The 21,493-nt window shown below is 50.0% G+C and carries 20 protein-coding genes; 6 read left to right on the top strand and 14 right to left on the bottom strand.

Annotated elements, in window-relative coordinates; translation table 11 throughout:
* Window positions 1–163: 163 nt before the first annotated feature.
* The 4 genes from C8E01_RS12835 to C8E01_RS12850 form a co-directional block, all read right to left on the bottom strand.
* Complete coding sequence (locus C8E01_RS12835) at window positions 164–787, bottom strand: hypothetical protein (protein ID WP_116543854.1); 624 nt, start codon at window positions 785–787, stop codon at window positions 164–166.
* Between the two features lie 195 nt (window positions 788–982).
* The gene (gene murA / locus C8E01_RS12840) at window positions 983–2,287 is read right to left on the bottom strand and encodes a UDP-N-acetylglucosamine 1-carboxyvinyltransferase (RefSeq protein WP_116543855.1); all 1,305 of its coding nucleotides are present in this window, start codon (window positions 2,285–2,287) and stop codon (window positions 983–985) included.
* 6 nt (window positions 2,288–2,293) lie between these two features.
* Complete coding sequence (locus tag C8E01_RS12845; RefSeq protein ID WP_116543856.1) at window positions 2,294–2,965, bottom strand: DUF4290 domain-containing protein; 672 nt, start codon at window positions 2,963–2,965, stop codon at window positions 2,294–2,296.
* 242 nt (window positions 2,966–3,207) lie between these two features.
* Window positions 3,208–5,460 (bottom strand): ATP-dependent helicase, encoded by a 2,253-nt coding sequence (locus tag C8E01_RS12850; protein WP_116543857.1) that lies wholly within the window; start codon window positions 5,458–5,460, stop codon window positions 3,208–3,210.
* Window positions 5,461–5,710: 250 nt separating this feature from the next.
* On the opposite strand from C8E01_RS12850, the gene C8E01_RS12860 reads away from it, so the two are divergent.
* Together C8E01_RS12860 and C8E01_RS12865 are read left to right on the top strand one after the other, a co-directional pair.
* Window positions 5,711–7,321 carry an ankyrin repeat domain-containing protein gene (locus C8E01_RS12860; protein ID WP_243409559.1) on the top strand — a complete coding sequence of 537 codons (1,611 nt, stop codon included), beginning with the start codon at window positions 5,711–5,713 and terminating at the stop codon, window positions 7,319–7,321.
* A gap of 80 nt (window positions 7,322–7,401) precedes the next feature.
* On the top strand, window positions 7,402–7,983 hold the full coding sequence (locus C8E01_RS12865) for a DUF3109 family protein (RefSeq protein ID WP_116543860.1): 582 nt from the start codon (window positions 7,402–7,404) through the stop codon (window positions 7,981–7,983).
* A gap of 75 nt (window positions 7,984–8,058) precedes the next feature.
* Here C8E01_RS12865 and C8E01_RS12870 read toward each other — a convergent pair whose 3' ends face one another.
* The 4 genes from C8E01_RS12870 to efp all read right to left on the bottom strand — a co-directional run bounded on the left by C8E01_RS12870 (window position 8,059) and on the right by efp (window position 11,681).
* Window positions 8,059–8,943: a DUF6340 family protein gene (locus C8E01_RS12870; RefSeq protein ID WP_243409560.1), complete on the bottom strand. Its 885-nt coding sequence runs from the start codon at window positions 8,941–8,943 to the stop codon at window positions 8,059–8,061.
* Window positions 8,944–9,155: 212 nt separating this feature from the next.
* Window positions 9,156–10,499, bottom strand: coding sequence for an acetyl-CoA carboxylase biotin carboxylase subunit (accC, locus tag C8E01_RS12875; RefSeq protein WP_116543862.1), 1,344 nt, complete (start codon window positions 10,497–10,499; stop codon window positions 9,156–9,158).
* 116 nt (window positions 10,500–10,615) lie between these two features.
* Complete coding sequence (gene accB / locus C8E01_RS12880) at window positions 10,616–11,113, bottom strand: acetyl-CoA carboxylase biotin carboxyl carrier protein (protein ID WP_116543863.1); 498 nt, start codon at window positions 11,111–11,113, stop codon at window positions 10,616–10,618.
* A 4-nt stretch (window positions 11,114–11,117) separates the two neighbouring features.
* Window positions 11,118–11,681, bottom strand: coding sequence for an elongation factor P (gene efp / locus C8E01_RS12885; protein ID WP_116543864.1), 564 nt, complete (start codon window positions 11,679–11,681; stop codon window positions 11,118–11,120).
* Window positions 11,682–11,992: 311 nt separating this feature from the next.
* On the opposite strand from efp, the gene C8E01_RS12890 reads away from it, so the two are divergent.
* Window positions 11,993–13,255, top strand: a complete 1,263-nt coding sequence (locus tag C8E01_RS12890) for a PAS domain-containing protein (protein WP_116543993.1) — start codon at window positions 11,993–11,995, stop codon at window positions 13,253–13,255.
* A gap of 21 nt (window positions 13,256–13,276) precedes the next feature.
* A complete protein-coding gene (locus C8E01_RS12895; RefSeq protein WP_165820631.1) occupies window positions 13,277–13,642 on the top strand; it encodes a histidine kinase in 366 nt (121 codons plus the stop codon).
* A gap of 79 nt (window positions 13,643–13,721) precedes the next feature.
* Here the strand turns inward: C8E01_RS12895 and C8E01_RS12900 are convergent, their stop codons facing one another.
* From C8E01_RS12900 to C8E01_RS12925, 6 genes are all read right to left on the bottom strand, one after another.
* The gene (locus C8E01_RS12900) at window positions 13,722–14,720 is read right to left on the bottom strand and encodes a beta-ketoacyl-ACP synthase III (protein WP_116543865.1); all 999 of its coding nucleotides are present in this window, start codon (window positions 14,718–14,720) and stop codon (window positions 13,722–13,724) included.
* Window positions 14,721–14,854: 134 nt separating this feature from the next.
* Window positions 14,855–15,799 (bottom strand): phosphate acyltransferase PlsX, encoded by a 945-nt coding sequence (gene plsX, locus C8E01_RS12905; RefSeq protein WP_116543866.1) that lies wholly within the window; start codon window positions 15,797–15,799, stop codon window positions 14,855–14,857.
* 51 nt (window positions 15,800–15,850) lie between these two features.
* Window positions 15,851–16,048 (bottom strand): 50S ribosomal protein L32, encoded by a 198-nt coding sequence (rpmF, locus tag C8E01_RS12910; RefSeq protein WP_007658910.1) that lies wholly within the window; start codon window positions 16,046–16,048, stop codon window positions 15,851–15,853.
* A 70-nt stretch (window positions 16,049–16,118) separates the two neighbouring features.
* The gene (locus C8E01_RS12915; RefSeq protein ID WP_116543867.1) at window positions 16,119–16,667 is read right to left on the bottom strand and encodes a YceD family protein; all 549 of its coding nucleotides are present in this window, start codon (window positions 16,665–16,667) and stop codon (window positions 16,119–16,121) included.
* 66 nt (window positions 16,668–16,733) lie between these two features.
* Complete coding sequence (pdxA, locus tag C8E01_RS12920; protein ID WP_116543868.1) at window positions 16,734–17,756, bottom strand: 4-hydroxythreonine-4-phosphate dehydrogenase PdxA; 1,023 nt, start codon at window positions 17,754–17,756, stop codon at window positions 16,734–16,736.
* 7 nt (window positions 17,757–17,763) lie between these two features.
* A complete protein-coding gene (locus C8E01_RS12925; protein ID WP_165820632.1) occupies window positions 17,764–19,197 on the bottom strand; it encodes a leucyl aminopeptidase family protein in 1,434 nt (477 codons plus the stop codon).
* Window positions 19,198–19,354: 157 nt separating this feature from the next.
* Here C8E01_RS12925 and rsmA point away from each other — a divergent pair, with 157 nt between their 5' ends.
* Together rsmA and mgtE are read left to right on the top strand one after the other, a co-directional pair.
* Window positions 19,355–20,134 carry a 16S rRNA (adenine(1518)-N(6)/adenine(1519)-N(6))-dimethyltransferase RsmA gene (gene rsmA, locus C8E01_RS12930; RefSeq protein ID WP_116543869.1) on the top strand — a complete coding sequence of 260 codons (780 nt, stop codon included), beginning with the start codon at window positions 19,355–19,357 and terminating at the stop codon, window positions 20,132–20,134.
* A 4-nt stretch (window positions 20,135–20,138) separates the two neighbouring features.
* Window positions 20,139–21,491, top strand: coding sequence for a magnesium transporter (mgtE, locus tag C8E01_RS12935; RefSeq protein ID WP_116543870.1), 1,353 nt, complete (start codon window positions 20,139–20,141; stop codon window positions 21,489–21,491).
* The last annotated feature ends 2 nt before the right edge of the window (window positions 21,492–21,493 follow it).

A 21,493-nucleotide genomic window follows, 5' to 3' on the forward strand; every position in this document is an offset into this window, starting at 1 on the left:
TGAATTTCATAGTTCAAGTGGATAAGTATAGTATTACTTAGCCACTTAGCTTGTGAAAAGTTGCAGGAAGGAAGGTGTTATTAGACAGTCTGACGGTCTCGTACAGGCAACGGGTGAGGCATTAGCCGAACATGCTGCCTGTGCTGTGTTAGGCTCAGAAGTTTTACCGCTTTTTGACAAACAGTACTGAATCGACAGGCTCCTTGTCCAGCTCTATTTTATATAGAACGTAATCAGAATCAGTTGCTGCACCTATAGGTCGGTCAGGAACAAGACTGGCTTTTTTAACATAAAGCTTTATTGTATCAACCTTTGTGTGATCTTCTACTCTAAAGCGGTTGCCCTTTTCATCAACCAGTTCATTTTCTAGTGAGTAGAACCTTAACTCAGGCAATCCATTTTTAGCGAAGAACATTTCATTCAATGCCGTATCATTTCTTGCCACAGAAAGTACAAAGTCATTCCCACTCTCCTTTGCTGAATATTTTAAACTTGGTTCTCCATCTGGTTGCTTGCTATAGTAGCTGTCGAAAATGAACAGGCGATGTTTCAATTTGATAGGTTCATGAATCCAAGCACTCCCAAGAACGGCTACTGATTCATCAACCTTCACATAATTTCTTACTGGTACATATTCTGCCGCAAGAAAGCCATTTTCACGTGCCAGTTCCTTGCCTAATGTTATACCTTGACCTTCGGCATTCTTAACATTTATAATTCTCAGTACTAACAGAACCAGCAGCATAGTTACTGCTACAGCTAAAAGTATCGTCTTAATTTTATTCATTCATTTTTAAGCCTAACTACCTGTTAGCAGGAGTATCTACTCCCACTATCTGCACTATATTTATAGATATGTAAATTTATAGTTACTGATTTATTAACCAATATAAGCAAGATTCATCTCAGCTTTTGTAATCCGGCAAAAATAAAAGAGCGCCCATTTCTGAGCGCTCTTTCTCTTCAAATCTTAACTAAGAATTTACATTCTTCTGATCTGCGCGCCAAGAGCATTCAGACGACCATCAATATTCTGGTAGCCACGGTCAATCTGCTCTACGTTGTCGATGATGCTGGTGCCTTCGGCAGAAAGGGCTGCGATGAGCAAAGCAACACCGGCACGAATATCAGGAGACGTCATGCGGATGCCACGAAGTGGGATCTGCTTGTTCTGACCAATCACCGTGGCGCGGTGCGGGTCACACAGAATGATCTGGGCACCCATGTCGATGAGCTTGTCTACGAAGAACAGGCGGCTCTCAAACATTTTCTGGTGCACAAGCACGGTACCTTTTGCCTGGGTAGCTACAACCAGGGCAACACTCAGCAGGTCCGGCGTCAGGCCCGGCCAGGTATGGTCGGCGATGTTCAGAATGCTGCCGTCGATGTAGGTGTCCACCTCGTAGTGGTCCTGCTCAGGTATAAAGATGTCATCGCCACGGAATTCCATTTTGATGCCCAGTCGCTGGAAGGTATCAGGTATAAGACCTAGCTCCGGGATCTGGCAATCTTTGATGGTGATCTCCGAACCGGTCATGGCTGCTAGGCCGATGAAAGAACCAATCTCGATCATGTCAGGCAACATGCGGTGTTCGGTGCCACCCAGCTGCTCCACACCCTCGATCACGAGCAGGTTGGAGCCGATGCCACTGATTTTGGCGCCCATACGGTTGAGCATGCGGCAAAGCTGCTGCACGTATGGCTCACAGGCGGCGTTGTAGATCGTAGTCGTGCCTTCGGCCAGCACAGCGGCCATCAGGATGTTGGCTGTACCTGTCACGGATGCTTCGTCAAGCAGCATGTAGGCGCCTTTCAGACCTGACGAGGTGACGGTATAGAAATTATCTTCGGCGCTGTATTCAAAAGAAGCACCCAGTTTTTCGAATCCTGTAAAGTGCGTGTCCAGTCTGCGACGACCGATCTTATCGCCACCCGGCTTTGGCATTTTTGCTTTGCCGAATCGGGCCAGCATCGGTCCCACGATCATCACGGAGCCTCGTATGGCGCGACCAAGCTCTACAAAACGCTCGGAATCCAGGAAATCGAGGTCAATGTCGTCTGCCTGAAAGGTATAGGTGTCCGGTGAAAGGCGCTCTGTTTTTACGCCCAGCGACCGCAGCAGGTCAATCAGTAGGTTAACGTCCCGGATATCAGGGATATTAGAAATTGTTACTTTCTCGGGGGTAAGAAGCACGGCGCACAGGATCTGAAGTGCCTCGTTTTTGGCACCCTGCGGAATGATTTCTCCGCGCAGCTTTGCACCGCCTTTTACTTCAAATGAAGCCATTTAGTACTATTTGTTTCGTTGGTTGGAAGATGGTCTCGTATTTTTGTGGCTACGCTTGTCACCGCCACGGTTTTGCTGCTGTTGCTGCGGGCGGTTGCTGCCACCGTCCTGTGACTTGCTGCTTACAGATTCGAACAGGCTATTGCTCTCAATCATAGACGGATCCAGATTCAGCTTTCCTTTGGAGATTTGCTGTATGTCGCTCAGGATCACATCATCTGTAATACTGTCTTTGTTGTAAGACCGGTACAGCGTCTTCATCAGTTTCCCGATGGAAATGGTCGCAGCTTCACGCTCTTTATCGTCCTCAAGCTCTGTGGCGCGCTGTATGAGCAACTCCACGTTCTGGCCGTAGTGCTTATACCTGGGCGTACTGAGTGGGTACTCCATGCGCTGCGGCTTGTCGTTGAGGTACTCCATGGCGCTGAGAGGATAAGGGGCATCCACGTCGAGCTTTGAGCCGGACATCACAAACAGGTGATTCCAGAGCTTTTGCTGAAAATCCTGGGTGTCGCGCAACTGTGGGTTAAGCTTAGCCATTAGATTGATCAACAGGTAGGACAGGCGGGTGCGCTCTGTTTTGTCCTCAATGCTCAGTATGTGATTGACAAGATCCTGTACGTTTCTGCCGTATTCGCGCAGCAACAGGTCCTGCTTAAAGGTAGTACTTGCTTCCATTATTTCAATTTATGAATCTCAAATGTAGGGGTAAATTATTTTTGATTTAGTGATTTAGTGAATGAGTGATTTTTTTTATTGAGTGCGGTAGTGATTCAGTGAATGAGTGATTTATAAAATGAGTGATTTATAAAAATTTATAAAATGGAAAATTTATCCACCAATAAATAATCACTCATTCACCCAACCACCATTCAAAAATAAAAAAAATCACTCCATCACTAACTCACTCATTCACTAAATCAATTATGTATCCGCAGCTTGGCAAAGCTCAACAGCAGGGTTTTTTCGCCTACTTCGTCGAAGTTGATGATGGCCTTGGTGCTATTGCCCTGTGTGTCCATTTTGGATACTACGCCAAACCCGAATTTAGGGTGCTCTACTTTCATGCCGGCAGCCAGATTCGACGTGTCGCTTGGCTGAAAGTCGGCAGGGGCGGTATAGGCAGTGGCGGCCTGCTTGCGCGCCGGCTGCTGCACCAGGCTGCTGATGCTGCTCTTGCGCTGCAACACGCGGTCAAACACATTGCCCCCGCTGGCCGTATTCTGCTCGCCATACTTAAAGTTGAGATACTTCGGATCGATCTCGTCGAGGAAGCGGCTCTTCTCGCAGGCACGCAGGTTGCCCCACTGGTAACGGCTGGTGGCGTAGGTCAGGTATAGCTTTTTCTCGGCGCGCGTAATGGCTACATAGAAAAGGCGTCTTTCCTCTTCCAAATCAGCGCGTGAGTTGAGCATCATCTGGCTCGGGAAAAGGTTCTCTTCCATACCTACAATGAACACATTCTTGAACTCCAGACCCTTAGCCGAGTGGATTGTCATCAGAGTGACAAACTCACCGTCCATATCGGCTTTGGTATCGGCATCTGTAATAAGGGCGATGTCCTGCAGAAAGGCCGATAGACTCTTGTCCTCTTTCTCCGGATCATCCACATACTCTTTTATACCGTTGAGCAGTTCCTGGATGTTCTCGTAACGGGCCAGGCCCTCCACGGTTTTGTCCTGGTACAGGTCGTCGACGATGCCGGAGTGCTTGGCTACGTGCTTGGCTACCTCAAAAGCGTCCGTGTTATCGGCGATGCGGGCGAAGTCTTTGATCATGATCGAGAAGTTCTCGATGGCCGTGCCCACGCGGTTACCCAGGAACTGACCGGCATTCTGGATCACTTCCCATACGCTGTGGTTCGTTTCATCAGCCGTTACAAACAGTTTCTGTTCGGTTGTCTCGCCAATCCCTCGCTTCGGATAATTGATCACGCGACGAAGTGCCTGCTCATCGTTCGGGTTCACCACTAAACGGAGGTATGCGATCAGGTCCTTGATCTCCTTACGCTGGTAAAACGACAGACCACCCACAATCTTATATCGGATGTTCATGCGGCGCAGGGCTTCTTCCATGGCCCTTGACTGCGCATTGGTGCGGTACAGGATGGCGAAGTCGTCGTAGGAGAGGTGGTTGTTCATCTTCTCCTCAAAAATGGTGGTGGCCACAAGCTTGCCTTCCTCGTTATCGGAATTGGCTTTGATTACTTCGATCAGCGGTCCCTGCTCATTGTCAGTATAGACGTCCTTCTTGAGCTGCGCCGAGTTGTTTTTAATCACCGAGTTGGCCGCATTCACGATGTTCTTGGTAGAGCGGTAGTTCTGCTCCAACTTAAACACCTCCAGTTCCGGGTAGTCACGCTCAAAGTTGAGGATGTTCTGTATATCGGCCCCACGGAAAGCGTAGATGGACTGCGCATCGTCACCCACCACCACAATGTTGCGGTTTTGGGCGGCCAGTTTGCGCGTGATGAGGTACTGCGAGTAGTTCGTATCCTGGTACTCGTCCACCATCACGAACTTGAAAATGTGCTGATACTTGTTGAGCGCATCCGGATGGTCACGAAAAAGCACGTTGGTCTGGAACAGCAGGTCGTCGAAGTCCATGGCACCGGCTTTGAAGCATCGGTTGGCATACTGTTCGTAGATCTTACCGATCTTCGGGCGCATGGCAGCTTCATCGTCGGCCTGAATCACGGCATCATTCAGGTACTGCTTCACCGAGATCAGCTTGTTCTTGGCGGAGGAAATACGGCCCAGCACCACGTTCGGCTTGTAAAGCTTATCATCCAGGTTCATCTCCTTCACAATGTTGCGGATGAGCGTCTTGGAGTCATCGGTGTCGTAGATCGTAAAGCTTTTCGGATAGCCGATCTTATCCGCCTCGGCACGCAATATGCGCGAGAACACGGAGTGGAACGTGCCCATCCAGATGTTTTTAGCCTCGTTTCCGATCACTTTCTCGATACGATGGCGCATTTCCTTGGCCGCCTTGTTGGTAAAGGTCAAGGCCAGTATGTTGAACGGATCGACCCCCAGACTGATGAGGTGTGCAATCCGGTAGGTGAGTACTCTTGTTTTGCCTGAGCCGGCACCCGCTATGATCATGGCTGGCCCCTCGGTGTGGAGCACGGCCTTGCGTTGCGACTCGTTCAGTAAACTAATATAATCCATTTCGTCTCTTCCGCGTGCGTCATTAATAATCCATGCAATTTACACATTCCTATCCGTTTTAGGAACGGCACTTGCACATTTAGAGAACCAGACAGCCCTATCAATTGGTTTCTTATAGAGGAATGCAATTTTGGCCTCTGATTTGTGTGTCTTCAGGCAGCGCTTTTTAGAGAAACGCCGCATTATCTGTATCTTTGTAAAGTTAAGAAGGTTGAAGTGGGCATTTGCCTGCTTTATACCTGAGCAATATATGATCCCTTTACCACGCATGAAGAAACTACTCCTGTTCCTTGCACTGCTCCCGGCCGGGCATCTGGCCGTGGCGCAATCCGATACCAGCCAGGTTGTCAAGGTTATACCTGACTCCCTGAAACAGGTGAAGGTTCCCCGCTCCGCCAAACAGGTATGGCGCACCCCGGAAATGCAGGAAGGTATGGACCTCTATATCGGATTAAAATACAACGAGGCTTACGCCAAGTTCCGCCAGGCAGCAGCACGTGACGAAGCAGCGGCCTTTTACTTTATGGGACGCATGCACCAATACGGAGAGTTGGTGGAAGACGGAGCGCCGATTGACGATATCATAACATCTGACTCAGTGGCCTATGTGCGCAACCCTGAGAAGTTCTACAAAGCCGATCCTGACACCGCCCGCATCCTGTTCGAAAAGGCGCTGGAAGGCAGCAGTCTGTTCGGTAATCTGGGTTTGGCAGAGTTAATGACCATCCGTAACGACGAAGATAAGCAGCGCTTTACACGACTCATGCGCAGTGCCGCCCTCGACATCCGCGACATGGCCATAGCAGGCGACGCTTTCAGTAACCGCATTCTGGGTAGTATGTATTATACCGGCTACGGCGAAATGGAGGACAAAGGGTATGCCTATACCTATATCAAGCGGGCCGCTGAGCTTAACGACGTGGTAGCCTATACCTCTTTGGCAAACCTATACCTGAGAGGGGAGGGCGTGAAAGAGAATGTGGCACAGGCGAAGTACTGGCTCGAGAAAGGTGCCGCTGTCGGAGAAAAAGAAGCCCTCTATACCTTGGGTCTGCTTTATGAAGAAGGTAACCTGGGAAAGCCTGAGCCTGATAAAGCACGCAAACTGTACCACCAGGCTATCTCGCAGGGCAGTTCCAATGCCTTTGAGCAACTCAAGTACCTCAACCAGTCTTCTGACCAGAAATTGGTGCTTGCAGCCATTGAGCGTAACCCCGAAGTAGTGAAGCGGTCGCTGGAAAGTGGTGCCTACGTCAACACTGTGTCTGTGCCAAACGGTTATGATTTTGACTTCAGGCTGCGCACCCCGCTCATGCACGGCATTTACATTCCGTTGCTGCTCGAAGACTATGGCGTGATTTACCAGCCTAAAGTTCGACTGGAAGTGGCCAGCCTGCTGCTAGGTGGCGGCGCCGACGTCAATGCGACCGATCAGGATGGGAAGACCGCCCTGCACTATGCCATGTATGGTGCCCGCATCAATACCGAGGAATTTGAAATTGAGCAGGCTCAGTTGCTGGATACCCTGTTCAAGTACAAGGCTGATCCGAACATCGTGGACAACAAAGGCAATACCCCGCTCTACTATGCAGTTCGCTTTGCTAACGGTACACACATGATGGAGATGAACCGTTTGCTGAAAGGAGGTGCCAACCCAAATATACAGAACCTGGAAGGCCTGACGCCACTTATGCTGGCCTGTCAGCTGGACGGTGGCAACGAGGTGATCGTGATGCTGATCAATGCCGGTGCTGACCCAAGCCTACGTGACTTCTCAGGCAAAACAGCCATGGACTACACCAAGCGCGAGAGCGTGCAGAATATTCTGACAGCGGCGGGAGCAAGGGCCCCTAAACGCTAGTCTAAACTTATTTAACTTGATTTTTGTCTCTTATCTGCCGGTAAGTCCGGTATAAGACTGCTTATTTTACTTTCTATTCCATGATCGTTCTTCAGAATACTGTCATCAGCGACGACATCCGAGATAATTTCTTTGTCTGCAACCTTGAGAAATGCAAAGGGGCCTGCTGCGTGGAGGGCGATTTGGGCGCACCGCTGGAGGAGGACGAACTGGCTATACTGGAGCAAAGCTACGAACACATCAAACCCTATATGACGGGAGCCGGCAAACTGGCCGTGGAGGAGCAGGGGCTGTACATCCAGGATTTTGAAGGTGACTATTCTACCCCAACCATCGAGAACCGGGAGTGTGCTTACGCTATATATGATAACCAGGGTATACTGAAGTGTGCCATCGAACAGGCGTATTACGATGGAAAGATCAGCTGGAAAAAGCCGATTTCCTGTCACCTGTACCCCATCCGCATCACGAAGTACGATGACTTTGAAGCACTGAATTATGACCGTTGGAGCATCTGCGCAGCGGCCTGCAACTTTGGAGCGGACCTGGGCGTGAAGGTATACCAGTTTTTGAAAGAGCCGCTAATACGCAAATACGGGGAGGCTTGGTATGGGGAGCTGACTGAGTTGATCGAGAAAGAAGCACAAGCTGCCACCACTTAAGGTATAGGTATACTACATATAACAGCAAAGCCCGGCCAATTTGGTCGGGCTTTGCTGTTTTACAAGCAATTTCGATTATTTGATCAGTCCGGCATTGGCCCAGAGCACCAGCAGTTTAGTGGCCAGCTTGTCACCTTTGCTTTCAGCCTGCCTTGCCCAATAGGTCGCTTGTTCGTAATCGCCGGCGGCTTCGTAAGCAATGGCCAGGTTGTGGGCTGCCTTCACACCGGTTTTAGAAGACAGATCCTGTGCCAGGGGTAGTAACGTAGTTATGGCCTGCTGAAACTGCCCCAGAAGCAACATGATATGGGCGTCCTGCAGCGAACTCGCCATGTGGACCTGGCGCACCAAAAGTGTCGGCTGCGGATAGAACCTATCCCAGTAGCTGTAGCCTGTCTCTACTGCCAGCCGGTTTACTACAGGCCCTGCTTTGCCCATAGCCGGTCCGATGGCCAGCAGTCCGCTCACCACGGTCCGTGAATCATAAAATTCCTGCTGCTCCACCGTTGCCTGGTCCAGCAGCATACCTGTGCTGTCGTATAGCGACCATGTGCTCGCCACGACCAGGTCGTAGTTGGCAATTTTGGTCTTGAAACCGTCTTCATCCTCATAGCTATCCATCACTTTCCCGAACCCAGTCTTGAACTTGTCGAGCGTCAGAATCAGGTGCGGGCCATACTGCTTAAAGAGCGCATTAACTTCTTCTCCGTTGAGCCGATCCGAGCTAGCAGGCAGACTGATAGCCTGATCCGGGTTGACCAGCACAAAAGTGGAGTCGTTGTAGATGGCACCCATGACACCCCCGGCAGCCTGGTAGGCTCCGTCGCGCAGTACGGCTGTTACATTCTCGTTTTTATTCGTCGCTTGTGCAGCCGTATCGTAGCGGTTCACGACGAGTACCTTCCACTGCTCAGGGCTTACACGCACAACAGGTGGTCGCACCGTTTCCATCGTGATCATAGTTGCACAGCCACTGAGCTGCAGGACTAGTACAATCCACAAAAGGGACGCAAAAAGCTTGCTTGAATTCATTTCTGTTCTTTGTGAGGTGCAAGACTAAGTTAATGCAAATATGATGATTGCTCTATATTTTAAAACCACATATATCGGGCCAAATACAAAAAAACCGACCCAGTAGATGAGTCGGTTTTTTATTTAAGAACTTATAAAGCTTATAGGGAGCTGAAGTCGAAATTGTCCAGATAGGCTGTCGTGAAGTTACCTTCTTTGAAACCCGGGTCATCCATCAGTTTCAGATGGAATGGCACCGTTGTCTTAATGCCTTCGATCACGAACTCGCTCAGGGCGCGCTTCATTTTTACGAGGGCCTCTTCACGCGTCTGAGCACTCACGATCAGCTTGGCAATCATCGAGTCGTAGTTCGACGGGATGGTATAGCCGGAGTAAACGTGCGAGTCCACACGAACACCATGTCCGCCTGGCACGTGCAGGTTCGTGATCTTACCCGGTGAAGGGCGGAAGTTGTTCTTCGGATCCTCCGCGTTGATGCGACACTCAATAGCGTGCATCTTCGGGTAATAGTTTTTACCTGTAATACGCTCACCAGCAGCTACCTTGATCTGCTCTTTGATCAGGTCGTAGTCAATTACTTCTTCCGTGATCGGGTGCTCCACCTGAATTCGGGTGTTCATCTCCATGAAATAGAACTCACGGTGCTTGTCTACCAGGAATTCAATCGTTCCTACACCTTCGTAGTTGATAGCCTTGGCACCTTTGATGGCGGCCTTGCCCATGCGGTCACGCAAGTCGTCGGTGATAAATGGAGAAGGCGTTTCTTCCACAAGCTTCTGGTGGCGACGCTGGATAGAGCAGTCACGCTCCGAAAGGTGCGCTACCTGTCCGTGCTGGTCACCGATGAGTTGGATCTCAATGTGACGCGGCTCCTCGATGAACTTCTCCAGGTAGATACCATCGTTACCGAAGGCAGCTTTGGACTCGGTTCGGGCATCGTTCCAGGCCTTATCAAACTCTTCTTCGCTCTTAATGATACGCATACCTCGGCCACCACCACCGGCAGTTGCCTTGATGATAACAGGGTATTTGATTTTCTTGGCTAGTTTCTTGCCCTCTTCCGCAGACTTGAGCAAGCCGTCAGAGCCAGGTATAGTCGGAACGCCGGCCTTCTTCATGGTGTCCTTGGCAGAGGCCTTATCACCCATGGCGTTGATCATCTCCGGAGATGCACCGATGAACTTGATGTTGTGCTCGGCGCAAATGCGGGAGAATTCAGCATTCTCGGAAAGGAAGCCATAACCCGGGTGGATGGCGTCGGCATTGGTGATCTCGGCAGCCGAGATCAGGTTAGGCATGTTAAGGTATGACTGCGCACTTGGCGGCGGTCCAATGCATACGGCCTCGTCAGCAAAGCGCACGTGCAGGCTTTCCTTGTCAGCCGTTGAGTATACAGCTACTGTCTTAATGCCCATCTCCTTACAGGTACGAATGATGCGCAGGGCAATTTCGCCTCTGTTGGCGATTAGTATTTTTTTAAACATAATGTCAGATTAGGGATTTGTAGATTTGAAAATTGTAATCAATGAAAATGGAGACGTTTATCAGACCATCTCCATCTCCAAATTTTCTCATTTTCAAATTTTCAAATTGAAGAGAATTAACTAGGATCTACCAGGAACAGCGGCTGATCGTATTCTACCGGGTTGGCATTGTCTACCAGCACCTTCACGATCTTACCTGACACCTCTGACTCTATTTCGTTGAAAAGCTTCATCGCCTCAATGATGCAGATTACCTGACCCTTTTTCACCTCGTCGCCTACGTTTACAAACGATGGCTTGTCCGGGCTGGAAGAGCGGTAGAAGGTACCGATCATTGGGGCTTTGATGGCGATGTATCTGCTATCGTCGCTGGCTGGCGCAGCAGCTGGGGCAGCCGGAGCGGCTGGGGCTGCAGGAGCCTGCGGTGCGGCAACTGGAGCGGCCGCAGGGGCTGCCGCGTGATGCGCAGCGGCGGACGATTCTTTCACATAGCTCACCTTCTGGTCTGGGTCGCGCTTCACTGAGATCTTGAATTCTTCTGTCTCAATGTTTACTTTATTCAAACCAGACTTGGCGATAAAGTCAATAAGGTCCTGGATTTCTTTAGCTTTCATGTTGTTATTTTACTCGTTCTGCGTAAGAATAAGTTCGTGTATCTACTTTGATTTTTTCGTCCTGCCCAATAAACAAAGGTACCTGTATGGTGGCGCCGGTTTCTACAATGGCTGGTTTGGATGCATTGGTAGCAGTGTCGCCTTTCAGGCCTGGCTCCGTGTAAGTGATCGTCAGTTCCACAAAAGGAGGGATCTCGCATGTGAGCGGGGCTTCCGTTTCGGCATGGAACAGGATCGTTACTTCCTGGCCTTCTTTCATCAGGTCAGCGAAAGGAACCATCTTTTCGTCCAGGGCAACCTGCTCAAAAGTATTCATGTCCATAAAGTTGTAGCCCAGGTCGTCTTTGTAGATGAACTGGTGCGGACGCTGCTCCACACGGGCAGTGGTAATCTTGTGACCAGCAGAGAAAGTGTTATCTAATACTTTTCCGGTTTTGATATTGCGAAGCTTCGTTCTTACGAAAGCCGGGCCCTTGCCTGGTTTAACGTGCTGAAATTCAATCACAACATAAAGGTCGTTGTTGAATTCCATGCACAGACCATTTCTGATGTCAGCTGTGGTTGCCATAGTGTGCTGTTGTTACGCTTGATATTGAATGAAACGATAAAAGTATAGCGCAAATCGCTGTCTTGCAAACAAAGTTAGCTATTATACTCAAATATTGATTAAAAAGCTTAGGGCTTTTCGCCAGGCGGACAGCAGGCAGGGCCCCGTGCAACAATGGTGAAAGCCTGGCGTGGCAAGTCATTTATTTTATATAATTTAGCTATTATTTTAAAAAATAGTCTGTACTGACGTGTGCGCTTTCTGTCTTGTTGCGTATGGTTGTATGCTTATAGTACCCGATGGGTACGCTTTTTAATGTAAATCTCTTTTTCATGGATTATAAGCTCATCTTCGATAACACCCCTGAAGCCATGGTGTTGCTTGACCCCGATATGAAAATCGTGGGGGCCAACAAGCGCTACCTGGAAGTCACAATGCGGCAACTGGACAACATTTTGGGGAAACATTTTCTGCTGGAAGCATTTCCGGAACCCAATGTGCCTTATGAAGAGAACCCGGTGCGAATTTCTATTGCAGACGCCATTCAGCAGGGCCGAAAGGTATACCTCGACGTAATTCGCTACTCGATCGCCCGCCCTGACGGCAGCGGCTACGATGAGCGTTGCTGGGAAGCTTCTCATACGCCCATCCTGAATGAGCGGGGCGAATTGTTGTACATGCTACAGGAAACCAAAGATGTAACGGATCGGGAAGAAACCAAGAAGGCCTTGCAGGATATCGAGCAGAAATTCCGGTTTATGGCTGACTCTATGCCTCAACTGATAGACGCTGATGACGCTGAAGGCAACTCAACCTATTTCAATAAGCAGTGGGAAGCATACACAGGTATACCCATAGAGAAATTAATGGCTGGTGGTTGGAAGGAAGCAATTCATCCGGCGGATCTGCAGAGTGCCGAGCAATACTGGCAGCAGTCGCTCGAGAAAGGGGAGGCCAGCCAGGTGGAGGTTCGTATACGCGATAAGGACGGTGATTACCGCTGGTACCTGAGCCGTTACCTGCCCATGCGAAATGAAAGTGGTGAGATCAGGATGTGGCTGGGCAGCTGCAGCGATATTCACGATATGAAGAACCTGGTGCAGGAACTCTTAACGAGTAACGAGCAAATGTCGGAACTGGCGGACCAGGTACAGCTTGCATTCCGCAAAGTCGAGACCGAGCGTATGACACTAGAGCGTTTGATCATGCAGGCCCCGACTTTCTTTGCTATTCTGAAGGGTAAGCAACACCGTTATGAACTCGTTAACACAAAATACCAGGAACTGTTCCCGCACATCAACCTTATAGGTAAAACGGTAGCGGAAGCATTGCCAGAAGTAGCTGAGCAGGGCTATATCGATGTATTGGATAATGTATACCAGACGGGTAAAACTTTTGAAGCCAAAGAGATTCTGGTGCAGCTCTCAACTCCGGAGGGTAAACTGGAGGACAATTACCTTACCTTTATTTTCCAGCCGCTTTTTGATGAGCATGAGCAAATAATAGGCATTCTGGTCGCGGGCTTTAATGTGACCGACAAATATCAAATGAAGAAAAAACTGCAGGAGTTAGGTATAGCAGTAGATGAATTGTAGCAGTAAGTAGGAGAGAAAGAGGTGAATTCAGCGCAGGTAGATTTTCAGCAGATCCGGATTAAGCATATTTTGTTTAAGTCCAAGGTGCGTTCTGTGCTGTATGGAGGGACCCTGGATAGCGTGTTTTTCTCAGAGGCAGGCCCGATCAGCCATTGGTTTTCGCAGGTAGGAAAAGTGAAGTATGGAAATGAGCCGGAGCTTTTCGGTCTTCAGAAAACCCATGGGGAACTGCTATCAAGTGCAAACCACTTGTTCACACTTTACCGGAACGGCAGCATCGACCAGGCACATGCAGGTATGAAGGAAATAGAGAAGCTTTCTGACCGATTTCAGGAATTGCTCTCGAAAATAGAAAAGCGACTGGCTTTGAAAACCGATATGGTGTAAGCAGCCTTGCCAAAGCACCCTAAACAATAAAAGCGGCACATTAGCCGCTTTTATTGTTTAGATATTCAGACGTTATGGGTTATTGCGGGTCATAGGCCCACTTCACATAAATGGCACCCCAGGTAAAGCCGCCGCCAAAAGCCGCCAGGATCAGGTTATCTCCTTTTTTCAGTTGCTTCTCATACTCCCATAGGCAGAGTGGGATGGTGCCGCTTGTTGTGTTACCATAACGCTCAATGTTAAGCATTACTTTGTCGCTGCCCACGCCCATGCGGTTGGCGGTTGCGTCGATTATGCGCTTGTTTGCCTGATGCGGCACCAGCCAGGCGACGTCTTCTGCGGTCAGGTTATTGCGTTCCATCACTTCTGCTGAAACATCAGCCATACCTTTCACGGCGAACTTGAAAACTTGCTGGCCTTCCTGGTATGCGTAGTGCTCACGCGCAAGTATGGTATCCATAGTTGCTGGTTTTCGGCTCCCCCCCGCTTTCATGTGCAGGTACTGCGCGCCTGTTCCATCTGACTTCAGAACAGAGTCAAGTATACCGTAGCCCTCTGTATTAGGCTCCAGCATCACGGCACCGCCGCCGTCACCGAAGATGATACAGGTAGTACGGTCAGTATAATCAATAATAGAGGACATCTTATCGGCTCCTACGACAATCACTTTTTTGTACTGACCTGACTCTATAAACTTAGAGGCAGTAGCCAGTGCGTATAGGAAACCGGAGCAGGCTGCCTGCAGATCGTAGCCAAAGGCATTTACAGCGCCTACCTCCGCTGTGATCAGGTTGGCCGTGGCCGGAAATACCATATCGGGGGTAGTCGTGGCGCAAATGAGGAGTTCTACCTCTTCTGCTTTTGTATTGGTTTTCTTGAGTAATTCCAGTACTGCCGGTACTGCAATGTGCGAGGTGCCCTTGCCTTCGCCCTTCAGAATGCGCCTCTCTTTAATACCAGTGCGTGAAAGGATCCATTCATCATTTGTTTCCACCATTGTCTCCAGTTCCTTGTTCGTCAGCACGTAATCCGGAACGTAGCCAGCCACACCTGTGATCGCGGCAGTAATTTTACTCATATTGTGAAAGGTATAAGTGTTGGAAGTTTAAGACGGCAATATAATAAAAAAAACTTGGCACAAACCGTCGTTACGCAAAAAGAGTAGGGGGACAGTTTGTGCCAAGAAATGTGTTTGACCGGAGTCAGCGCCTTTTATTGGGCGCCCGTATGCTTTCTAAATCGCTCAGACAGGTTAGTTGCTACCATTTTCTGAGCCTGTAGTACCATGTTGCAAACCGCAAGGGGGCTTGAAACGCCATGTCCGATAACGGCATTGCCATTTATACCCAGGATCGGGCTGCCACCTACGGCCTCATAGTTGAACTTGTCGAAAAACGGATCGTGCATGTTCTTCTCGTTGAGGATATCGTAAACAGACTCCGCCATCTTAAGGATGATGTTTCCGGTATACCCGTCACAAACGATCACATCCGCTTTGTCGTTGAACATGTCGCGGCCTTCGATATTACCGATGAAGTTGATGTTGGGGTTAACTTTGAGGCGCTGGTGCGCTGCCTGTGTGTTGACAGTGCCTTTGCCTTCCTCTTCGCCCAGGTTCATCAACCCAACTTTCGGGTTTTCGATCTCCAGTACGTATTTGGCGTAGATAGAACCGATTTCTCCGAACTGCTCCAGTACTTCAGGTTTGCAGTCGGCATTCGCCCCCACATCCAGTATAATACCGAAGCCACCATTGAGCTTTGGCACCAAACCGCCGATAGATGGTCTTAAAATGCCTTCTATAGCTTTTACGCTGAACATGGCTCCAACCAGCATGGCTCCAGTATTGCCGGTGCTGCAAAAAGCATGTGCTTTTCCTGCCTTGAGCATACCGAAACCTACAGCGATACTGGAGTCTGGCTTCTGCGTAAGCGCTTTCGTGGGATGTTCTCCCATGTCAATCACCTGAGTGGCGTTTACCACCTTTATAACAGAGCCAGTATAACCATATTCTTTTAGCAGCTGATTCAGAATATCTTCCTTGCCAATAAGCAGGATTTCATAATCTTCTTCAAGCTGTTCTGCGGCTAACATTGCACCTTTCACGTTTGCTTCAGGTGCATAGTCTCCGCCCATAGCGTCCAGGGCGATTCTCATGTACTGGATGAAGTTAAATTATACAGAACTGAAACGGAGTACAGACTTCGATTACTGAGCGTTTGTTGTATAATTTTTGATCGCCAGTTTGCCTTTGTGGTACAGGTCGCCTTCTACCACATAAGCATGGTGGAACAGGTGAGGAGTGTCTGTAGTAGGGCAGATTGCAATCGCTTTCTCAGAGAGTTTCTGGTGAGTTCTTCTCTTATCTCTTCTGGTCTTCGAAATCTTGCGTTTAGGATGTGCCATTTTTAGTTATAAATTTACTTGCTGTTATGTAATACTTTATTATTCTACTGCTTGTTAGTTCAGGTGCTTGTTAGTTCAGGTTTTTCAAGGCATCCCAACGCGGGTCAACGTCATCATCGTCATTTCCATCGTTGTCATCACCTTCACTGTCGCCCGCCTGGCGCGAAGAGTAAATCAGGATGTCCCTTTCGTCGTCTTCGTCCTGCTCCTCCACAAAACGTGGGTGGAGCTTCTTCATTGGCAGCGATAATCCAATGTAATCATACAGGTGCTGTGCCACGTTGAGCGTCTGCGTCTCAGGCGTAATCTGCCACAAGTCCTCGTCGAGCTCGGCATTTTCCTCTCCGAACTTGATCAGCAGTGTCTCTTCTATGTCCACTGGCTGGTCAAACTCCTCCAGACTGCGATCGCAGGTGAGGCGCACGTGCCCTTTAATATCAAAATGCAGCGTAAGAAGCGACTCGGTTTTATCGAGCGTTACTTTCGCCAGTAGCTTTCCCCCCAATATGATCTCCTGCTCAAACAAAGCAAAGAATGAATCGTCCATCTCAAACTCGTAATCATGCTTTCTGTTACTGAGTTTGGCAATGCCGATTTCGTAGTCTCTAAGCTTTTTCACTACCGTGTTTTTATTGCAAGACGCAAAATTAGAACATTATTTTGACAAATAAAATAGCAGCCCGATTTATAAAACGGGCTTTTGCTCTGTCTGGCGCTTTTTTATGATGTCGCAGGCAAGGAACAACGCTTCCCTGAAAGAGGTTTCATCGGCTGTGTGTTTGCCGGCTATGTCGTAGGCGGTGCCATGGTCCGGGGAGGTGCGCACGATCGGCAGACCAGCCGTGTAGTTCACACCTGTTTCCATAGCCAGCGTTTTGAAGGGGATCAGACCCTGGTCGTGGTACATGCTCAGCACCGCATCGAACTGCTTGTACATGCGCATGCCGAACAAGCCGTCGGCAGGGTAGGGGCCGAACACCAGGTGCCCTTTCTCTTTCAGATGCATCACAGCCGGACGGATGATCTCCAGTTCCTCGGTTCCCAAAAGTCCTTTTTCGCCGGCATGCGGATTGAGACCCAGCACAGCGATGCGCGGTTTCAGGATACCAAAATCACGGCGCAGCGACTCCTGCAGGATGGTGATCTTACGGATGATCAGGTCGAAGTTGAGTTTGCTGGCTACGTCCTTCACAGGTATATGACCCGTCACAGTGGCAACTCGCAGGTCGTCGGCTACGAGCAGCATCAGGCTGTCGGCAGCGTCGAAGTAGGAAGTCAGGAACTCAGTATGGCCCGGGAATTTAAACTCCTCAGACTGGATGTTGTCTTTGTCAATCGGGGCGGTCACCAAACCATCCAGCAAGCCGGCTTTCAGGTCACGTGCGGCGGCCAGCAACGAGTCAAGTGAGGCCTTGCCGGATTCGGGTTTTGGTGTGCCCGGCTCCACGGCGATGTCCTCTTCCCAGCAGTTGATCAGGTTGATCTTTTTAGGTATAAGCTCCTGGGCAGAACCTACTTGCTGGTAATGAAAATGCTCGGCGCTTAGTGCTTTGCGCACCTGGTTCATAACTGCGGCAGATCCGTAGATCACTGGCGTACAGAAATTCAGAATGCGCTGGTCTGAAAGGGTTTTGACGATGATCTCCGGTCCAATGCCGTTTGTGTCGCCGATGCTGATTCCTATTTTTGCTTTGTGTCTGTTATCCATTTTTCGCTTAATTAGCCAAAGAGCTAAGGTAGTTGTAAATTAGGCGCACGCCCGACCCGGTGGCCAGTTTGCCACGGTAAGAGTCTTCGCCCAGCAGGTAGGCCGTGCCGGCGATGTCAAAGTGCACCCATGGGTAGTCGGTGAAATACTCCAGGAACACACCCGCCGAAATAGCGCCTGCCTCGGCACCGCCCAGGTTTTTGATATCGGCTATATCTGACTCGATGTGTTTTTTGTACTCATCCCAAAGCGGAAACTCCACAATACGCTCGTGTTCTTCCTCGCCAGCTCTTTTCAAGGCTGTCATCACCTCGTCACCCGCATTGCTCATGGCTACCAAGCCTTCCTTGCCAATGGCGCGGGCCGCGGCTCCGGTCAGAGTGGCCATATCGATCACCAGTTCAGGCTTATACTTTTGTGCAAAGCTCAGGGCATCGGCCAGGATCAGTCGGCCTTCGGCGTCGGTGTTGAGTACTTCTACCGTCATGCCGTTGTGCATGGTGAGCACGTCGCCAGGCGCATAGGCCTTGCCGCCAGGGCGGTTATCGGTGGCAGGTATAAGCGCGATAACGTGCAGCTGCACATTGTTTTTTGCCAGCGCGTACATGACACCGGTTACGGCAGCCGCGCCAGCCATGTCGGACTTCATATAGTCCATGGACTGTGGTGTCGGCTTCAGGCTGAGGCCGCCAGTGTCGTATACCACGCCTTTGCCCACCAGCACATAGGGTTTGCTGTTGGTGGCGCCTTCCGGTTTCCATTCCAATATATTAAAGGTTGGCGGCTCCTCGCTGCCTTGGTTCACGGCCAGCAGACCGCCCATCTTCAGCGATTGTATCTGCAGTTCGTCAAACACCTGCGTGGTAAATCCGGCCTTTTCGCCCAACGCTACCAGCTCCTCGCTGAACTGGGTGGCTGATTGATGACTGTTCGGCTCGTTCACAAGGTCACGCGTTAGAGTCACAGCATCCAGCACGTTTTGCAGCTCCATCACGTCAAACTCCGACATGTTCTCATCCGTTAGCACAATGGTCTGGAGCGGGCTTGGTTTGCTGTTTCTGGTCTTGTACTTCTGGAACTGGTAGTTGCTTAGGTATAGCCCCTCGGCCAGGTATGGGCTGACGTCGGTTTTGGTGAGGTCCTGAATGGCCAGCTCTTCCACTTTGTCGGCTTTGAGCTGCTTAAGCAAGGTATAGCCTGCCTGGCGCAAAGCTTCTCTGGTGGCATTCTGGGTTTTCCCCTCGCTGTATACCACCACGTATACCCGCTGGGTATAGCGGTTCAGGGAAACGATCTTCGCTTCGGCTTCGAGTTGGCGTTTAACATAGCCGGCTTCATCAGAACTGAGTTCTGAGAGGGCGCTGACCTGATCAGCCCGCACAATCAGGGCTACGTCTGTATTTTTACCTACCGATGTATTGTATTTGAGTTGTGTTGGCATTTGTCATTCGTATCTTTGAGCACGCAATATAGTAAGTATATAGTGTAATGCGAAAAAGCCCCGGCGCAGGTATAGCTATCGGGCGCCGCATCTAAATAAGGTATAACGGGTTTCCGGCAAAATTGTCTTAATCAGCCGGCACCATAACGCATAGCACGTGAGCAAAGTAAGTCCGAAGAAGCACCTGGGCCAGCATTTTCTGGTCGACCAGAACATCGCCCGCAAAATTGTGGAGCAGTTGACCTTGCCCGGTGGGGTGGAGGATGTGCTGGAGATTGGCCCGGGAATGGGCGTGCTTACGCAGTATATGCTCGAGCACAAGGAGTACCGTACCACCGTGCTGGACATCGACCGCGAGTCTATTGCCTACTTGCAGAAGCATTTCCCTCAACTCGGCGACCGCATCATTTCGGCTGACTTTTTGAAGACGGACCTGAGCAAGCTGTTTCCAGGCAAATTTTCCATCATCGGTAATTTTCCTTACAACATTTCGAGCCAAATCTTTTTTAAAGTGCTCGAACACCGCGATGTGGTGCCTGAGGTAGTGTGCATGATCCAGAAGGAAGTCGCCGAACGACTGGCCTCGCCTCCGGGCTCCAAAGCCTATGGCATTCTGAGCGTGTTGTTGCAGGCCTTCTATACCATAGAGTATAAATTCACAGTGCATGAAAACGTGTTTCACCCGCCGCCCAAGGTAAAGTCCGGCGTCATCAGTGTGGTGCGCAACGACCGACAGAGTTTGCCTTGCGATGAGAAGCTGTTTTTCTCTGTCGTGAAGAACAGTTTTGGAACAAGGCGCAAAACACTGCGTAACTGCCTCAAAACATATAACCTTCCCCCGGAGGTTACAACACAGCCTGTTTTCGACCAAAGGGCGGAACAGTTGTCAGTAGAGGATTTTATAGCTTTGACCCAGCTCGTAGAGCAGAACATATAATACCATGCAGGTAGAGATCACACGCGAATACATAGAACAGGTTGAAGAGGCAATAGCACGCGACGACAAGGGGTTCATTCTGGAATCGATGTCCGAAATGTATCCCGCCGACATCACGACGGTGCTCTACGAACTGGACACCAATGAGTCGAAGTACGTGCTGGACCTGCTGCCTCCCGAGACCGGCTCGCAGATTCTGAGTGACCTCGACTACGACATCCGCACCGACTTTCTGGCCTATTTCACCAGCCAGGAGATAGCGCGCTACGTCAACCTGATGGACTCGGATGACGCCGTGGACATCCTGAACGAGATGAATGTGCAGCGGCGCGAAGAAGTGATCGCCCTGATCGAAAATGAAGAGAAGGCAGACGACATTCTGGATCTGTTACACTACGAGGAAGACTGCGCCGGCGGTCTGATGGCAAAAGAACTTATCAAAGTGAACATCAACTGGCGTGTGCGTCAGTGTATTGAGGAAATTCGCCGGCAGGCAGAGGATGTGGAGCGGATCTATACCGTATATGTGGTCGATAACCGTGACATTTTGCTGGGTCGCCTCAGTATCAAAGCACTCCTGCTGTCCAAAGACGACAAACTGGTAAAAGACATTTACAGCGAAGACGTGATCTCGATCGAATCGTTCCGGGACGAAAACGAGGTGGTGAGCGTGATGCAGAAGTACGACCTCGAAGCCATACCTGTCGTGAACATACAAGGCAAATTGCTGGGCCGCATCACGATTGATGACGTGATCGACGTGATGCAGGAGCAGGCCGAACTCAGCCGCCAGCTCATGACGGGTATCTCCGAGAATGTGGAGGAAGACGACAGCGTGTTCCGTATTTCGCGCTCCCGTATACCCTGGCTCGTGATCGGGATGGTGGGTGGTTTGCTGGCCGCGCATTTCATGGGCTTTTTTGAAGCCGACATTGCCATGCTGCCTGCCTTGGCCCTTTTCGTGCCGCTTATTACGGCTACGGGAGGCAACGTAGGTATACAGTCTTCGTCCATCATCATCCAGACGCTCTCATCCAATGCGGTCATTTTCGAAAACTTTGCCCAGCGTCTACTGAAGCTCATCATGGTGGCCTTTCTGAACGCGCTCATCATTTCAGCGCTTGTTTTTGGCTTCACCTATCTATTCAGGCAGGACCTGAAACTCTCGACGGTGGTGTCGGTGGCGCTGTTCTCTGTTGTGATGCTGGCCTCCCTGATGGGAACGCTAACGCCGATGCTGCTCGATAAACTGGGGGTGAACCCCGCCGTTGCTGCTGGCCCGTTCATAACCACTGCAAACGACTTATTGGGTCTGGCAATTTATTTTGGTGTAGCGCATATGTTGTATGAACTCTAGCG

The sequence above is a fragment of the Pontibacter virosus genome, from assembly GCF_003096355.1.
Lineage (GTDB): Bacteria > Bacteroidota > Bacteroidia > Cytophagales > Hymenobacteraceae > Pontibacter > Pontibacter virosus.

Coding starts and splice junctions, on each gene's coding strand:
- C8E01_RS12835 (WP_116543854.1), bottom strand. CDS start 787: ATGAATAAAATTAAGACGATACTTTTAGCTGTAGCAGTAACTATGCTG.
- murA (WP_116543855.1), bottom strand. CDS start 2,287: ATGGCTTCATTTGAAGTAAAAGGCGGTGCAAAGCTGCGCGGAGAAATC.
- C8E01_RS12845 (WP_116543856.1), bottom strand. CDS start 2,965: ATGGAAGCAAGTACTACCTTTAAGCAGGACCTGTTGCTGCGCGAATAC.
- C8E01_RS12850 (WP_116543857.1), bottom strand. CDS start 5,460: ATGGATTATATTAGTTTACTGAACGAGTCGCAACGCAAGGCCGTGCTC.
- C8E01_RS12860 (WP_243409559.1), top strand. CDS start 5,711: ATGATCCCTTTACCACGCATGAAGAAACTACTCCTGTTCCTTGCACTG.
- C8E01_RS12865 (WP_116543860.1), top strand. CDS start 7,402: ATGATCGTTCTTCAGAATACTGTCATCAGCGACGACATCCGAGATAAT.
- C8E01_RS12870 (WP_243409560.1), bottom strand. CDS start 8,943: ATGATCACGATGGAAACGGTGCGACCACCTGTTGTGCGTGTAAGCCCT.
- accC (WP_116543862.1), bottom strand. CDS start 10,499: ATGTTTAAAAAAATACTAATCGCCAACAGAGGCGAAATTGCCCTGCGC.
- accB (WP_116543863.1), bottom strand. CDS start 11,113: ATGAAAGCTAAAGAAATCCAGGACCTTATTGACTTTATCGCCAAGTCT.
- efp (WP_116543864.1), bottom strand. CDS start 11,681: ATGGCAACCACAGCTGACATCAGAAATGGTCTGTGCATGGAATTCAAC.
- C8E01_RS12890 (WP_116543993.1), top strand. CDS start 11,993: ATGGATTATAAGCTCATCTTCGATAACACCCCTGAAGCCATGGTGTTG.
- C8E01_RS12900 (WP_116543865.1), bottom strand. CDS start 14,720: ATGAGTAAAATTACTGCCGCGATCACAGGTGTGGCTGGCTACGTTCCG.
- plsX (WP_116543866.1), bottom strand. CDS start 15,799: ATGAGAATCGCCCTGGACGCTATGGGCGGAGACTATGCACCTGAAGCA.
- rpmF (WP_007658910.1), bottom strand. CDS start 16,048: ATGGCACATCCTAAACGCAAGATTTCGAAGACCAGAAGAGATAAGAGA.
- pdxA (WP_116543868.1), bottom strand. CDS start 17,756: ATGGATAACAGACACAAAGCAAAAATAGGAATCAGCATCGGCGACACA.
- C8E01_RS12925 (WP_165820632.1), bottom strand. CDS start 19,197: ATGCCAACACAACTCAAATACAATACATCGGTAGGTAAAAATACAGAC.
- mgtE (WP_116543870.1), top strand. CDS start 20,139: ATGCAGGTAGAGATCACACGCGAATACATAGAACAGGTTGAAGAGGCA.